Here is a 15,524-nt window from a genome sequence, read left to right on the forward strand (position 1 = left end):
GTCGCTTCGGCGGCCCTTTTTATTTGGTCTTGTCCTAAGTTGAAATTTACATAATAGCTGCCACAAATTCGGCTGATAAGGATTGGCAAATCAATTGATCCTTTCATTGGCAGACTGATAGGCAGAAGTGAGATAGATGTTATCTCTTGGCCAAGAGATTTTGGCCGGATGGATAATTTAAGGTGTCTGTTTAAGAGCCGAGACCGGGACTAATATTGATTAATTGTGAACGGAGTGTGCGGATGAATTGGCGTAGTGTTTGGATTGCTACACTGGTTTTCGGAGCGCTGAGCCTGGCGGCTCTAGGCGCTAGAGCACAAAATCAGCCGAATGACCTGCCGACAACTAAAGAAATTCCGCTTAGTCGAGCTCAGATTCAGCAATCATTTTCGCCGCTTGTTAAAGCTACGGCTCCCGCGGTGGTGAATGTTTACGCCGCACGGCAGGTGCAGGTGCGTCCGCCTTTTGCTGGCGATCCATTCTTTGAGCAATTTTTTGGAAATCGGTTTGGAACTCCGAGATCACGGGTTGAGCAATCGTTAGGCTCGGGCGTAATCGTTGATGCATCGGGAATTGTGGTCACCAATAATCATGTCATTAAAGATGCTGACGAGATCAAAATCGCTCTTGCCGATGGCAGGCAGTTTGATAGTGAAGTTTTATTGCGGGATGAAACGACGGATCTTGCCATCCTGAAAATCGATGCGAAGGAAAAATTCCCCGTGGTTCCGCTAGGAGAATCCGATGAAGTCGAGGTCGGGGATCTAGTTCTGGCGATTGGCAACCCTTTTGGCGTGGGGCAAACAGTGACCAGCGGGATTGTGTCCGCTCAAGCGCGAACACAGGTTGGTGTATCGGACTTTGATTTTTTTATTCAGACAGATGCTGCGATTAATCCAGGCAATTCCGGCGGCGGATTGATTGATATGCGCGGTCAACTCATCGGGATTAATACGGCCATTTTTTCGCGTTCCGGCGGGTCGGTGGGAATCGGCTTTGCAATTCCTTCAAATATGGTTCGAGCGGTCGTTAATGCTGCGTTGAGCGGCAGTAGCAGTTTCAAGCGTCCGTATATTGGCGCAACTTTCCAGAATATCACTCCTGATGTTGCCGAAAGTCTCGGCATGGATAAATCCTTTGGTGTCTTGGCAACAGCCATCGCCAAGGACGGACCGGCCGCGAAGGCAGGACTGAAGGTCGGAGATGTTATTTTATCAGTGCAAGGGGTTCGGGTGGATAATCTTGATGTGCTGGGTTATCGGCTGTCTACCGCGGGTATTGGCCAGACGGTCTCATTGAGAATTATGCGTAACGGAAAGCAGCGGGATATTTCTATCTTGCTGGCAAAAGAGCCAGAAGCCAAACCCGAACAGCGGCTTTTGATTAAGGGAGACAATCCATTTGCCGGTGCTACTGTTGAAGAAATTACACCGGCATTGATTTCGCACATGCGGATGAGGGCAAATCTGCGTGGGGTTATGGTTGTCGATATTGTGGCCGGCTCGCCGGCGGCGCGTATGGGATTGCGACCGGGGGATATTGTGCGCGGCATTAATGCAAATCCCATCCGCAATATTGCAGAACTTAGCGCTGCTCTGGATGCAGGTCGGGGCTTTGCGTGGCGTTTAGAGGTAGAGCGTAATGGCGCGTTGATCCGCCAATTTGTTCGATAGGATCGTTAGGTCACGTAAAAGAGGATTTCGCGAAATAGGGCGACTGTTGCAAGTCCGGCGATGCAGGGCTATGCCAAACATTACACCTGATTATTGAGCAAACGGATGAGTGATCTTTTTTCAACCACAGCAGATGGCAGAGCCGACCATAATAGGCCGCTAGCGGATCGGCTGCGGCCGCGGAAATTATCAGATGTCACCGGTCAGCTGCATTTGACCGGTCCTGAAGGCGTATTGACGCGCATGATTGCCTCCCGCTCTCTGGGTTCGATGGTTTTCTGGGGACCGCCGGGAACGGGCAAAACGACGGTGGCCCGTCTGTTAGCTGGTGAAACTGATCTTGCTTTCGAGCAGATTTCGGCAATTTTTTCAGGGGTGGCTGATTTAAAGAAAGTTTTTGAAGCTGCACGAGCGCGCCGAATGTCCGGTCGGCAAACATTGTTGTTTGTGGACGAAATTCACCGCTTTAACCGTGCGCAGCAGGATTCTTTTTTACCGGTCATGGAAGATGGCACGGTTATTCTCATCGGTGCCACTACGGAAAATCCATCTTTCGAGCTAAATGCGGCACTTTTATCGCGGGCGAGGGTGCTGACATTTCTTCCGCATGATGAGGAAAGTATCGCAACGCTTCTGGCACGAGCGGAGGACCAAGAAGGTCGGCAACTGCCATTGGACGAGGAAGCACGGTCAAGCCTTGTTCGAATGGCAGATGGCGATGGCCGAGCTGCTTTGACGCTTGCCGAGGAGGTGTGGCGTGCTGCAAGGCAGGACGAGACGTTTACCGCGGAAAAACTGCAAGATATCGTCCAACGCCGTGCCCCAATCTATGATAAGGGACAGGATGGCCATTATAATCTGATTTCAGCGCTACATAAATCCGTACGCGGGTCAGACCCGGATGCGGCACTTTATTATTTGAGTCGTATGTTGGATGCAGGTGAAGATCCGCTTTATCTCGGGCGCCGTTTAGTGCGGATGGCGGTGGAAGACATTGGGTTGGCTGATCCGCAGGCTCTTGTCGTCTGCAATGCTGCTAAGGACGCTTACGACTATTTGGGCTCGCCAGAAGGGGAGCTAGCGCTGGCTCAGGCTTGCGTCTATCTTGCTACCGCGCCTAAATCCAATGCCGTTTATATGGCCTATAAATCTGCGATGCGTTCGGCAAAAGAACATGGCTCTCTGCTGCCCCCTAAGCACATTCTTAACGCGCCGACGAAACTAATGAAGAACGAAGGCTATGGTAGCGGGTATGCCTATGATCATGATCAGCCAGACGCATTTTCTGGCCAAGATTATTTCCCAGATTCTATGGGAAGGCAGGTCTATTACAATCCGCCAGAGCGTGGTTTTGAAAGAGAAATTCGTAAAAGACTCGATTACTGGTCACGTTTGAGGCAAGAACGCCAAAAACAACGTTGAGTAATATCAATCGACAGAGCACTGTTTTTCTTCTTTTTCTTATCATTGATTCAGCTTTAGTCTCGTGTAGCGACTGAGTACAGGCAAATTTAACTTCTCGTTCACCTTTAGAATTTATCAATAATTCTGAACGAAGAGGTTTTCTATGATGCGCGTTTTGTTTCTCGTCGCGCTTGTCATTCTCGGGGGGTGTGCGACGGCTCCCCGACAAACGACCAATGTTTGTGCGGTCTTTGATCAACGTGACGGATGGATAAATAACTGGCAGTCGGCGGCTTCGCGCGCTTCCCGCGAATTTGGGGTTCCTGTGCATATTTTGATGGCCACAATATATACAGAGTCTGGCTTTCGACCTTATGCAAAACCTCCGCGTACCAAGCTTTTGGGCTTTATCCCGTGGAAGAGGCAATCAAGCGCTTATGGTTATTCCCAGGCTCTTGATGGAACATGGGCTCAGTATAAGCGGGAAACCGGGCGCTGGACTGCATCACGTAGCAATTTTTCCGACGCGGTTCATTTTATCGGTTGGTATCACCATCAAAGCCATCGGAAAAATGGTATAAGCCGGAACGATCCCTATCATCTCTATCTGGCTTATTATGCAGGCCATGCCGGATATGCTCGGGGAAGCTGGCGTAATAATTCCACCGCGCTGAAAGGGGCTCGAAGAGCCCAAACCATGGCAAATCGATATGCTGCGCAATTGCGCTCATGTAATCGGGCTAGATAAAATAGTAGGAATCGCCGTAAAGACGCCATCTGGCTATTATTAAGGTAATTCCGCGTCGAATCGCAAATTTAAGGATGATCGTTTAATGCTGAAGAAAATCGGGGTGTTTTTAGTCGGTGCAACGTTTTTAGCGGGTTGTACTACCGATCCTTATACGGGCGAGCAAAAAGTATCGAATACTGCGGGTGGTGCTGCCATTGGTGCGGCCGTAGGCGCTTTGGGTGGCTTGATGGTGGGTGGGTCCAGCCGTGCGCAGCGTAACGCAGTTCTGATTGGTGCCGGTATTGGCGCGCTCGGTGGCGGTGCAATCGGAAGTTACATGGATCGTCAGGAAGCAGAACTCCGTGCACAGTTGCAAGGAACTGGCGTTTCCGTAACCCGTAATGGTGATCATATTATTCTTAATATGCCATCAAATATCACTTTTGATACCGATCAGGATCAAGTGAAAAGTCAATTTTATCCGACTTTGAATTCCGTTGCAATCGTATTGAGAAAGTTTAATAAAACGCTTGTCGACGTTTACGGCTTTACCGATTCCACGGGTAGCGCCAGCTATAATCAGGGCCTGTCGCAACGACGCGCAGCATCGGTTGCAAGCTATCTGGGTTCTCAAGGCATTGATCCGCGGCGATTTGAGATTGTTGGTTTTGGTGCAAGCCAGCCCATCGCTTCCAATGATACGCCGGAAGGCCGCGCACAGAACAGGCGTGTAGAAATACAAATATCGCCTTTGCGCGGTGCTTAATTAGTCATCAAAAATATGTGCAGTTTCAGGCAGCCTCTCGTAAGAGGCTGCCTTTTAATTTGCCGCGAATCGGGCACGATATTGCATGCCGTTAATAATTAAACGTGGAAAAATATATTATTAAAAAGATTGAAAAATTTGAACAATGTGCGAACAAAATTTGTATATTGAATTAAAACAATCACTTAGCGCTATTGCCAAAATGGAACAAAACAGATACATATAGATTATAAATAGGAGCTGGCCGGGCTTTTAGCGAGACAAAGGGATGGTATAAGATGTCTCAGAAAACATTGCGACTTGTTGAGGAAAATTCAGTGGACAAGACAAAGGCTCTAGACGCGGCTCTGTCGCAGATCGAACGAGCGTTCGGCAAAGGCTCGATCATGCGCCTGGGTCAGAACGAGCAGGTAGTCGAAATTGAAACCGTGCCAACGGGTTCGCTTTCTCTGGACATTGCGTTGGGGGTAGGCGGCTTACCTAAGGGGCGCGTTGTAGAGATTTACGGGCCTGAAAGCTCGGGTAAAACGACGTTGGCATTGCACACGATAGCTGAAGCGCAGAAAAAAGGCGGCATTTGCGCTTTTGTAGATGCAGAGCACGCTCTTGACCCTGTTTACGCCCGGAAGCTTGGTGTAGACTTGGAAAATCTGCTGATTTCACAGCCCGATACTGGCGAGCAAGCGCTTGAAATTACCGATACGCTGGTACGCTCCGGTGCCATTGATGTTCTGGTGGTTGATTCCGTTGCAGCTTTGACACCCCGTGCAGAAATTGAGGGTGAAATGGGCGATTCGTTGCCAGGCCTTCAGGCGCGTTTGATGAGCCAGGCGCTTCGCAAGCTCACGGGCTCGATTTCGCGATCAAATTGCATGGTCATTTTCATCAACCAGATTCGTATGAAAATTGGTGTGATGTTTGGCTCGCCGGAAACAACAACCGGCGGTAACGCACTCAAGTTCTATTCTTCTGTTCGTCTGGATATTCGCCGCATTGGGTCGATCAAGGAACGCGATGAAGTGGTGGGTAACCAGACTCGCGTGAAGGTGGTGAAAAACAAACTTGCGCCTCCATTCAAGCAGGTTGAATTCGACATTATGTACGGCGCGGGCGTTTCCAAAGTTGGCGAATTGGTTGACCTTGGGGTTAAAGCTGGCGTTGTTGAGAAATCGGGCTCTTGGTTTTCCTATAATTCTCAGCGATTGGGGCAGGGGCGCGAAAACGCTAAGCAGTTTTTGATCGATAATCCTGAGGTTGCCCGTGAGATTGAGACTACCTTACGGCAGAATGCGGGGCTGATTGCAGAGCAATTCCTTGAGGAAAGTGGTCCCGATTTGGATGATGGACCGGAAGCCGCCGAAGCTTAGGATCAAAATTGTTCCGTGGAAACCCCCAAGCTAAGACTAGCTTGGGGGTTTCTATGTTTGAAGGTGTTTGCAAAGAACGATGAAAATGCCTCTATAGAACATTCTGCTTATCTAGACAGAAAAGCGGAGTATCGTTAAAAGCGTTCAACGAAACACTACCGCACGTTCTGCCCAGTGGACAGAACAGGCACTACAGCATGTATGAATGCGGCTGTGCACGGTGGCAAAATAATCGGTGCGTTCATAGGGCGCATCCATGCAGGGGTGATGAAACCCAAGGGTGAGTTATGGCTGGCGTCAACGAGATCAGATCTACGTTTCTCGATTATTACCGTAAGAACGGACACGAGGTTGTTGCATCAAGTCCGTTGGTGCCTCGTAACGACCCGACATTGATGTTCACCAGTGCAGGTATGGTGCAATTTAAAAATGTATTCACGGGCCTTGAGCATCGACCTTACAATCGTGCGGTAACGTCGCAAAAATGTGTTCGGGCCGGTGGTAAGCACAATGACCTCGACAATGTTGGTTACACGGCGCGACATCATACATTTTTTGAGATGTTAGGGAATTTCTCCTTCGGCGATTATTTCAAAGAAGAAGCCATAAGTTTTGCTTGGAACCTAATCACAAAAGAATTTGGCCTTTCCAAGGATAAATTGCTGGTTACCGTTTACCACACAGACGATGACGCTGCGAATTATTGGAAGAAAATTGCCGGATTAACGGATGATAAGATTATCCGAATCCCGACCAGTGATAATTTTTGGGCAATGGGGGATACTGGTCCTTGTGGGCCATGTTCGGAAATTTTTTATGATCACGGCGATCATATCTGGGGTGGTCCTCCCGGATCGCCGGAAGAAGACGGCGATCGCTTTATCGAGATCTGGAATCTCGTTTTCATGCAATTTGAACAGGTGACGCCTGAACAACGGGTTGATCTGCCGCGGCCGTCCATAGACACGGGAATGGGGCTGGAACGCATTGCTGCAGTTTTGCAAGGTGTTCATGACAATTATGACATTGATCTGTTCAAAGCTTTAATCAGAGCATCGGAAGATGCGACTGGCGTCAAAGCAGAAGGCGAGTTCCGTGCGAGCCATCGCGTAATCGCCGACCATTTGCGCGCTGCGAGTTTCCTGATCGCTGACGGCGTTTTACCGTCGAATGAAGGGCGGGGTTATGTGTTGCGTCGCATAATGCGGCGTGCGATGCGCCATGCGCAGTTATTGGGAGCTAAAGAACCACTTATGTGGAAGCTCCTTCCTGCCCTTATTCGAGAAATGGGCCAGGCCTATCCTGAATTGCTGCGTGCGGAATCGCTTATTTCGGAGACATTGAAGCTCGAAGAAACCCGTTTCCGCAAAACTCTAGAACGTGGTTTGGGACTTCTTTCAGAATCGTCGTCAGCACTCGTCGAAGGTGATCGGCTGGACGGTGATACTGCTTTCAAGCTTTATGATACCTACGGATTCCCGCTTGATTTGACGCAGGACGCATTACGTCAGCGTGGCATTACTGTCGATGTTGACGGTTTCAATGCAGCTATGGAACGGCAAAAAGCGGAAGCACGTGCAAATTGGTCCGGTTCGGGCGAAGCTGCGACCGAAATGATCTGGTTTGGGATCAATGACCGGGTAGGTGCGACAGAATTTCTAGGATATGAAACTGAAAATGCAGAAGGTGTCGTTACTGCTCTGGTGCGCGACGGTGTTGAGGTAGAATCTGCCTCTGAGGGGGATTCTCTACTCGTTGTCGTTAATCAGACGCCCTTTTATGCGGAATCAGGTGGCCAGCAAGGCGACACTGGCGTGATTACTGGTGAAGGATTCTCCATTGAAATCAAAGACACTCAGAAGCGGGGCGAGGGTGTCTTTGTTCATATCGGTGAAGTTCGCGCAGGATCGGTCAAGTTAGGCGATCCGGTCGAACTAAAAGTTGACTCTGAGCGTCGCACGCGAATTCGGTCCAATCACTCTGCCACGCATTTGTTGCATGAGGCGCTCAGAGAGACTTTGGGAACGCATGTGGCGCAAAAAGGGTCGCTGGTATCGCCGGATCGATTGCGCTTCGATTTTTCTCATCCAAAGCCGATTTCTACCGCGGAGTTAGCCGAGGTTGAAAATCTGGCCAATGAAATCGTATTGCAGAACGCACCCGTTGCTACACGGTTGATGGCCGTGGATGACGCAATTGCCGAAGGTGCAATGGCGTTATTTGGCGAGAAATATGGCGATGAAGTGCGCGTTGTCTCCATGGGGACTGCCAAGCACGGTCCCAATGCCGGGAAAGCATATTCAGTTGAACTATGCGGTGGCACTCATGTGCGGCAGACAGGTGATATTGGCTTGGTGCGCATTGTTGCGGAAGGTGCTGTTGCTGCGGGCGTCCGTCGTCTCGAAGCATTGACTGGTGAAGCAGCCCGTCGCTATCTCGAAGAGCAGGACGAGCGGGTTAAGGCTATCGCCGGAGCGCTTAAAACAACACCGGCTGAGGTGTTGGATCGCGTCAATGCTCTCATAGACGAGCGCAAAAAGCTTGAGCGAGAGTTGACCGAAGCCCGGAAAAAGCTTGCGCTTGGCGGCTCCGCAACAAATGCTAACGACGCTATGGAAACATTGAATGGCGTCAATTTCCTCGGCAAGATTGTAACCGGCGTTTCGCCGCGTGATCTCAAGCCGCTGGCTGATGAAGGCAAGAAGCAAGTTAAATCTGGCGTTGTGCTTTTCATCGGTGTGGGCGAAGACCAAAAAGCAAGTGCGGTCGTCGGTGTAACCGATGATCTCGTTGCTCGCTTTAGCGCGGTTGATCTCGTACGGGCTGCTTCTGCGGCACTGGGCGGCTCCGGAGGCGGTGGACGAGCGGACATGGCCCAGGCTGGCGGTCCCGACGGTTCTAAGGCAGATGATGCCATCGCTGCTGTAAAAGCCATGATCGTTTGACAAGATAATTGTTGCAAAAAGGCCGGGAAAAACCCGGCCTTTTGTTTAAGTGCTTGCTAGCTAGATAAAGCAAACAGATGCATCAAAGTGCTTTGCGATACTGAATGAAACCGGACTGCTCGGCGATTTTATCATAAAGGCGCCGGGCATTTTTGTTACTTTCATGCGTGAGCCAATAGAGGCGGCAGGCGCCGTGGTTGCGCGTCAAATCGGCAACCGCGTCGATTAGTGCTTTGCCGGTGCCTTTTCCTCGCTGGCTATTTTCAACATAAAGGTCCTGTAGGTAACAGGTATGATCGGTTAACCAGCACGAGCGATGGAAAATCGCATGCGCGAAACCTGCCAACCGCTCGCCATCAAAGGCGCCGAGTGCATGCATTGGCTCTCCAGGTAAGTTCGGTCGTTTGTGCGGGGATATCGACTTCATAAAAGGCTTGGTAAGCTTTCCAGAGTGGTTCCCACTGCGCCCGGTCCTGTGGAACTAGACGGCGGATATTTTGCATGATGTTCCCGGTAAGATGTTATTTAATTTTGTTTGAGACCAAAGAAAACGGCGGGATAAACCCGCCGTTTTTGAAGCACTTAGGCTGCCATAGCTTTTTGCAGGTTCTCGTCGATTTTGTCGAGGAACCCGGTGGTCGAAAGCCAAGGCTGATCCGGACCGATGAGAAGCGCCAAGTCTTTGGTCATAAAGCCTGATTCTACAGTGTCGATGCAGACTTTTTCCAATGTTTCGGCAAAGCGCTTAAGCTCGGCATTGTCGTCGAGTTTGGCGCGATGGGCGAGGCCACGCGTCCATGCAAATATCGAAGCGATCGAGTTGGTTGAAGTTTCTTCACCCTTCTGATGCTGACGATAGTGGCGGGTCACGGTGCCGTGCGCGGCTTCTGCTTCAACCGTCTTGCCATCTGGCGTCATCAATACGGAGGTCATCAGGCCGAGCGAACCGAAGCCCTGCGCAACGATATCGGATTGAACGTCACCGTCGTAGTTTTTACAGGCCCAAACATAGCCGCCGGACCATTTGAGCGCGGAGGCAACCATATCGTCAATCAGGCGATGTTCGTACCAGATTTTGGCTTCTTTGAACTTTTCAGCGAATTCGGTGTCAAAGATTTCTTGGAAGATATCTTTGAAGCGGCCATCATAGGCTTTCAGAATGGTGTTCTTGGTCGAAAGATAGACTGGATAGCCGCGCTGCAAGCCATAATTGAAGGAAGCGCGAGCAAAATCACGGATCGATTCGTCAAGATTGTACATGGCCATTGCGACGCCCGATGATGGAGCATCGAAAACTTCATGTTCAATGGTTTCGCCATCTTCGCCAACAAATTTAATTGTTAGCTTGCCTTTTCCAGGGAATTTGAAGTCAGTCGCGCGATATTGGTCACCGAAAGCATGACGGCCAACAATGATTGGCTGCGTCCAGCCTGGAACCAAACGGGGTACGTTCTTTGCAATGATCGGTTCGCGGAAGATCACGCCGCCCAGAATATTGCGGATGGTGCCGTTCGGCGACTTCCACATTTTCTTAAGCTTGAATTCTTCGACACGACCTTCGTCGGGAGTGATGGTGGCGCACTTCACGCCGACGCCATATTGCTTGATGGCATTAGCGGCATCGATGGTGACCTGATCGTCAGTTGCGTCACGATTTTGGACAGAAAGATCGTAATATTTTAGATCAATATCGAGGTAGGGGTGGATCAATTTGTCTTTGATAAACTGCCAGATGATGCGGGTCATCTCATCGCCGTCTAGTTCAACGACCGGGTTAGCAACCTTGATTTTCGCCATAATAAAGCCTCTCATTGAATGCGTCGGGTTCGTATAGCATCGAGGCGCGATAAGGCAAAGCGTCAGACGCTTTTTCTTTATGCAAATAGCGGTTTCTTCAATAAAATTGGCAGAAATATTGTGGTTTGCGGATGAGCGAAACAAGGCGTCCGGCCATATTGAAGCCTATAAGCAACTGCAAGTTGTCAATGCTCACGCTAGCAGTTGAGTGCTGTTCGCGGGGCCGCCATTGTCTAAGAGTGTCGGTGAGACGTCGAATAGCATTGAGCGAACGACCAGCACTGAACAAGCTGTATTCGACATCAAAGAGGGCTGACGTCAGGGCATAAGAAGGCGGGGCGGTATTTCGTTGGTCGGTGGGAGGAAAAGTAACAATCTCTTTGAGATTTTTCGTCAATTATGTCAGGGACGAGCCGTGAATCCCCAAGCGTAACGGAAATTTATCATGGCAGGAACAGACAAACAGCGCCCAATCATAGCGGAAGGCCCGGCGATTATTTTGGTCAATCCGCAACTGCCAGAAAATATAGGCATGGTGGCGCGCGCCATGGCGAATTTCGGACTGGCTGAATTGCGGCTCGTTAATCCACGTGAGGAATTTCCCAGCGAGAAAGCAATAGCTGCGGCCAGCAAAGCAGATCACATCATTGATAATACGAAAGTTTATGAAGATTTGCCGTCGGCGATTGCAGATCTCAATTTTGTTTATGCAACGACAGCTCGGGAACGAGACGGGTTTAAGCAGGTACGCAGCGCGGTCGAAGCGAGCGGTGAATTACGTCGACGTTTTAGCTCAGGCGAAAAAACAGGCATTCTTTTTGGACGGGAGCGATTTGGCTTAAGCAATGAGGAAGTCAGTTTTGCGGATGAGCTGGTAACCTTTCCGGTTAACCCGGCCTTCGCTTCGCTCAATATAGCGCAGGCTGTTTTGCTCATGTCCTATGAATGGATGAAAACGGGGCTGGAAACCGAAACTGACACGGTGTTTCGAGGGCCGGAGATGGAAGTCGCTCCGAAGAAGGAATTGATAGGGCTGTTTAACCATTTAGAGGAAGCTCTTGATGTAAGAGGATATTTCAGGCCAGAATCCCGTAAGGACTCCATGGTCGAACATCTGCGCGCAGTTCTGACACGGGCGAAATTTGCTTCGGCAGAGCTTAAACTTTTACGGGGTGTGATTACTTCGCTTGATCTGTTTTCACCCAAAAAACCCCGTGGATCAGGAGCGCCCGACGGGCGTGCCCGAAAACCGGAAATAAGGAAAAAACCGGAATGAAGAACATACCGGCCTCAACTGATCTCACAGAGCGTTTAGCTGAGGATTTGAGGCCAATTTTGGTCTTTGATAGCGGAATCGGCGGGTTGACCGTATTGCGGGAAGCCCGGCTTATGATGCCTGACCGCCAATATATTTATATTGCAGATGATGCGGGTTTTCCCTACGGCGACTGGGAAGAAGACGCATTGCGCAGCCGAATTGTTGCGCTTTTTGGCCGGTTTATAGCTGCGTATAATCCGGCTATTGCGGTTATAGCGTGCAATACGGCTTCTACCTTGGTGTTGAGTGATTTGCGCCGCGCTTATCCATCGCTGCCTTTCGTTGGTACTGTGCCTGCGATAAAGCCAGCGGCAGAGCGAACCTCTTCAGGCCTCGTTTCGGTATTAGCCACACCGGGTACAGTCAAACGTGCTTATACGCGAGAGCTTATTCAATCATTTGCTAAGCAATGTCATGTCCGGCTGGTAGGTGCGGATCGTTTAGCAAGTGTCGCAGAAGCCCATATTAGGGGCGAGAAAATCGACCAAGATTTGGTGCTAAAGCAGATTATGCCTTGCTTTATTGAGAAAGGGGGAAGGCGAACGGATATTGTTGTACTTGCCTGTACGCATTATCCGTTTTTAGTCAATATTTTTCGCCGACTAGCGCCATGGCCCGTTGATTGGCTTGATCCAGCTGAGGCAATTGCTCGTCGGATGGTTTCTTTACTTCCCACCCGTGCAGGTACTGCCGAGCTACAGCATAGTGACGACATTGCAATCTTCACCTCCCAGAACCCTGATTATGCTATTCGTCGTTTGATGCAAGGCGTGGGGCTTCAATGTGTATTGCCAGTTCATGGTTTCGACGGCTCGGAAACAGAGTAATTTGGCTATCTCCCTTCGGTAAACCGGCTGAAGAAAAGGGGAACTTTCGGACAGATTATCCGTTAATTCAAGAATCTGGATCCGGAGGTTTTGAAATGGATATTGTAGAAACCCGCGTCAGCTCGATTGGTGGTTTCAAGTTATATCTCGTTGAGTTCGTGACAGAGGGGAACGAACGAGTTAGCGTTAAAGTCGAAAATGACATTGATGAGGAGCTTAGCCGAGACGAAGTTCTTCGACGCGCAGCAAATCGATTAGGTCATGCATTCAGTATTGCTTGTGTTGAGTGCGGGATGACGCCAGACATTGTGATGACGAAGCCAAGTGCGCGAGATCGTGGAGATACTCAAGAGCTGGAACGGCAATTAGAGGAAGGGTTGGATGACACTTTTCCTGCTAGCGATCCCGTTTCGGTGACAAGTTCAGCAATCCCAGCATCCGCAAATCCAAAATCTTGAATATGGCGCAGCAGATAAAAAGCCGGTACATGCGCCCGGCTTTTAAATTAACATTTTAGAATGTTTGAGTTAAGTATATAATTTTAAAGTAAATTATATATTACGGCGTCGCCCTTCAACCAAGTCGAGAACCGCACGAGCACAATCAAGAACATTCGTTCCAGGCCCGAAAACCGCTGCCACGCCATGGTCAAACAGGTATTGGTAATCCTGTCGAGGAACCACACCACCGCATACCACGATGATATTTTCTGCACCACGTTTTTTCAGAGTTTCCACCAGCTGGGGCAGTAAGGTTTTGTGACCGGCAGCGAGTGAAGATACACCTAAAACATGGACATTGGCTTTGATGGCCATATCGGCTGCTTCTTCGGGCGTCTGAAATAGCGGACCAGCGAGGACCTCAAAACCAATATCACCGAAGGCGGAAGCAATGATCTTAGAGCCACGATCATGACCATCCTGACCGAGCTTGGCCACCATGACTTTAGGCTTTTCGCCTGATTTCTGTGAGAACTCTTCAAGTCGTGAAACCAGGGTCTGATATTCAGGCTCATCCTGATATGCAGCCCCATAAACCTTTTTGACGACTTTCGGTGCCGCCGCGTGATCACCGAAGGCGCGTCGCATAGCGTCAGAAATCTCACCGACCGTTGCGCGTGCACGCGATGCTTCCACAGCAGCAGCCAAAAGATTGCCTTCGCCAGTGGTGGCAACTCTTTCAAGCTCGGCGAGAGTGGCTTCCACTTTAGCGTTATCGCGTGTCTTTTTGAGCTGGTTGATACGGGCAACTTGTGAATTCCGAACGGAAGTATTGTCGATTTCGAGAATCTCGATTTCGTCTTCTTGCTCCAAGCGGAACTTATTCACCCCAACTATGACTTCTTCACCTTTGTCAACGGCCGCTTGGCGTCTCGTGGCGGCTTCTTCGATCAGCCGCTTCGGCAATCCGCTTTCGACGGCTTTGGTCATGCCACCGAGAGTTTCGACTTCTTCGATAAGTGCCCAAGCTTTTTCTGCCAGATCCTTAGTCAGGCTCTCAATATAATAGGAGCCAGCCAAAGGATCGACGACTTTGGTCACCCCGGTTTCGTTTTGAAGTATAAGTTGCGTGTTACGCGCTATACGGGCCGAAAACTCGGTTGGTAAAGCAATGGCTTCGTCAAACGAGTTTGTATGAAGCGATTGGGTTCCGCCAAGCGCGGCTGACATGGCTTCAAACGCCGTCCGTACGATATTGTTATAAGGATCTTGTTCCTGCAACGACACCCCAGATGTCTGGCAATGGGTACGAAGCATTAATGAACGGGGATTTTCGGGATTGAATTCTTTCATGATGCGCGACCAAAGCAAGCGCGCAGCACGCAGCTTGGCTATTTCCATGAAAAAATTCATGCCAATGGCGAAGAAAAAGGAAAGACGCCCGGCAAAGTCATCGACATTTAAGCCTTTTTGCAGCGCAGCGCGAACATATTCACGTCCGTCGGCGAGCGTAAAAGCCAGCTCTTGTACGAGCGTCGCCCCGGCTTCTTGCATATGATAACCGGAAATCGAAATAGAATTGAATTTCGGCATATCACTCGCGGTATAGGCGATGATGTCTGCAATAATCCGCATGGATGGTTCCGGCGGATAAATATAGGTGTTGCGGACCATAAATTCTTTTAGGATATCGTTCTGAATGGTTCCTGAAAGAAGGTGGCGAGATACGCCTTGTTCTTCACCAGCGACGATGAAACTAGCGAGGATCGGGATCACAGCGCCATTCATCGTCATGGAAACAGAGACTTTATCTAAGGGGATTCCGTCGAATAAGATTTTCATATCTTCGACGGAATCAATAGCGACACCTGCTTTACCGACGTCACCTTCAACGCGGGGATGATCGCTGTCATAGCCACGATGTGTGGCAAGATCGAATGCTACTGAAATGCCTTGTTGGCCTGCTGCTAGCGCCTTACGATAAAACGCATTGGACTCTTCTGCTGTCGAAAAGCCAGCATATTGCCGGATTGTCCATGGTCGACCCGCATACATGGTGGCACGGGGTCCACGTACATAGGGTTCAAAGCCTGGCAAACTATCAAGGTGGTCAATATCCTTGAGATCATCAGCTGTATAGAGCGGCTTCACATCAATACCCTCTGGCGTATGCCAGACAAGGTTATCTGCGGAGCGTTTGAGCTCTTTCTCTGCGAGTTTTAACCAGTCTTGCTTTGTGGGACGTTCGCTCATTTAG

11 protein-coding genes and 1 pseudogene are annotated in these 15,524 nt (G+C 49.8%); 9 read left to right on the forward strand and 3 right to left on the reverse strand.

All coding sequences use genetic code 11. The annotated features are described in order from the left end of the window. Nucleotides 1-242: 242 nt before the first annotated feature. The 6 genes from C7374_RS05155 (at nt 243) to alaS (ending at nt 8,885) form a co-directional block, all read left to right on the forward strand. Nucleotides 243-1,673 (forward strand): DegQ family serine endoprotease, encoded by a 1,431-nt coding sequence (locus C7374_RS05155; RefSeq protein ID WP_111574532.1) that lies wholly within the window; start codon nt 243-245, stop codon nt 1,671-1,673. A 105-nt stretch (nt 1,674-1,778) separates the two neighbouring features. Beyond that, the gene (locus C7374_RS05160; protein WP_111574533.1) at nt 1,779-3,095 is read left to right on the forward strand and encodes a replication-associated recombination protein A; all 1,317 of its coding nucleotides are present in this window, start codon (nt 1,779-1,781) and stop codon (nt 3,093-3,095) included. Nucleotides 3,096-3,240: 145 nt separating this feature from the next. Then, entirely contained in the window at nt 3,241-3,825 is a 585-nt protein-coding gene (locus tag C7374_RS05165) for a transglycosylase SLT domain-containing protein (RefSeq protein WP_111574534.1), read from the forward strand. Between the two features lie 85 nt (nt 3,826-3,910). Continuing rightward, nucleotides 3,911-4,573: a YiaD family glycine zipper/OmpA-like lipoprotein gene (locus C7374_RS05170; RefSeq protein WP_111574535.1), complete on the forward strand. Its 663-nt coding sequence runs from the start codon at nt 3,911-3,913 to the stop codon at nt 4,571-4,573. Between the two features lie 278 nt (nt 4,574-4,851). After that, complete coding sequence (recA, locus tag C7374_RS05175) at nt 4,852-5,940, forward strand: recombinase RecA (RefSeq protein ID WP_111574536.1); 1,089 nt, start codon at nt 4,852-4,854, stop codon at nt 5,938-5,940. Nucleotides 5,941-6,227: 287 nt separating this feature from the next. Then, the gene (gene alaS / locus C7374_RS05180) at nt 6,228-8,885 is read left to right on the forward strand and encodes an alanine--tRNA ligase (RefSeq protein ID WP_111574537.1); all 2,658 of its coding nucleotides are present in this window, start codon (nt 6,228-6,230) and stop codon (nt 8,883-8,885) included. A gap of 82 nt (nt 8,886-8,967) precedes the next feature. Here alaS and C7374_RS05185 read toward each other — a convergent pair. Together C7374_RS05185 and C7374_RS05190 are read right to left on the reverse strand one after the other, a co-directional pair. Then, nucleotides 8,968-9,388 (reverse strand): annotated as a pseudogene (locus C7374_RS05185) (N-acetyltransferase family protein). Nucleotides 9,389-9,467: 79 nt separating this feature from the next. Next, entirely contained in the window at nt 9,468-10,682 is a 1,215-nt protein-coding gene (locus C7374_RS05190; RefSeq protein WP_111574538.1) for an NADP-dependent isocitrate dehydrogenase, read from the reverse strand. A 445-nt stretch (nt 10,683-11,127) separates the two neighbouring features. Between C7374_RS05190 and C7374_RS05195 the strand changes: the two genes are divergently transcribed. The 3 genes from C7374_RS05195 (at nt 11,128) to C7374_RS05205 (ending at nt 13,285) form a co-directional block, all read left to right on the forward strand. Continuing rightward, nucleotides 11,128-11,958 (forward strand): RNA methyltransferase, encoded by an 831-nt coding sequence (locus C7374_RS05195; protein WP_111574539.1) that lies wholly within the window; start codon nt 11,128-11,130, stop codon nt 11,956-11,958. Further along, nucleotides 11,955-12,827, forward strand: coding sequence for a glutamate racemase (murI, locus tag C7374_RS05200; RefSeq protein ID WP_111574540.1), 873 nt, complete (start codon nt 11,955-11,957; stop codon nt 12,825-12,827). Before C7374_RS05195 ends, murI begins: the two co-directional genes overlap by 4 nt. A gap of 95 nt (nt 12,828-12,922) precedes the next feature. After that, nucleotides 12,923-13,285 (forward strand): hypothetical protein, encoded by a 363-nt coding sequence (locus C7374_RS05205; RefSeq protein ID WP_111574541.1) that lies wholly within the window; start codon nt 12,923-12,925, stop codon nt 13,283-13,285. A gap of 93 nt (nt 13,286-13,378) precedes the next feature. Here the strand turns inward: C7374_RS05205 and scpA are convergent, their stop codons facing one another. Then, nucleotides 13,379-15,520 carry a methylmalonyl-CoA mutase gene (gene scpA / locus C7374_RS05210; protein WP_111574542.1) on the reverse strand — a complete coding sequence of 714 codons (2,142 nt, stop codon included), beginning with the start codon at nt 15,518-15,520 and terminating at the stop codon, nt 13,379-13,381. Between the last annotated feature and the right edge of the window lie 4 nt (nt 15,521-15,524).

Source organism: Falsochrobactrum ovis (assembly GCF_003259955.1).
Taxonomy (GTDB): Bacteria; Pseudomonadota; Alphaproteobacteria; order Rhizobiales; family Rhizobiaceae; genus Brucella; species Brucella ovis_A.

Coding starts and splice junctions, on each gene's coding strand:
- C7374_RS05155 (WP_111574532.1), top strand. CDS start 243: ATGAATTGGCGTAGTGTTTGGATTGCTACACTGGTTTTCGGAGCGCTG.
- C7374_RS05160 (WP_111574533.1), top strand. CDS start 1,779: ATGAGTGATCTTTTTTCAACCACAGCAGATGGCAGAGCCGACCATAAT.
- C7374_RS05165 (WP_111574534.1), top strand. CDS start 3,241: ATGATGCGCGTTTTGTTTCTCGTCGCGCTTGTCATTCTCGGGGGGTGT.
- C7374_RS05170 (WP_111574535.1), top strand. CDS start 3,911: ATGCTGAAGAAAATCGGGGTGTTTTTAGTCGGTGCAACGTTTTTAGCG.
- recA (WP_111574536.1), top strand. CDS start 4,852: ATGTCTCAGAAAACATTGCGACTTGTTGAGGAAAATTCAGTGGACAAG.
- alaS (WP_111574537.1), top strand. CDS start 6,228: ATGGCTGGCGTCAACGAGATCAGATCTACGTTTCTCGATTATTACCGT.
- C7374_RS05190 (WP_111574538.1), bottom strand. CDS start 10,682: ATGGCGAAAATCAAGGTTGCTAACCCGGTCGTTGAACTAGACGGCGAT.
- C7374_RS05195 (WP_111574539.1), top strand. CDS start 11,128: ATGGCAGGAACAGACAAACAGCGCCCAATCATAGCGGAAGGCCCGGCG.
- murI (WP_111574540.1), top strand. CDS start 11,955: ATGAAGAACATACCGGCCTCAACTGATCTCACAGAGCGTTTAGCTGAG.
- C7374_RS05205 (WP_111574541.1), top strand. CDS start 12,923: ATGGATATTGTAGAAACCCGCGTCAGCTCGATTGGTGGTTTCAAGTTA.
- scpA (WP_111574542.1), bottom strand. CDS start 15,520: ATGAGCGAACGTCCCACAAAGCAAGACTGGTTAAAACTCGCAGAGAAA.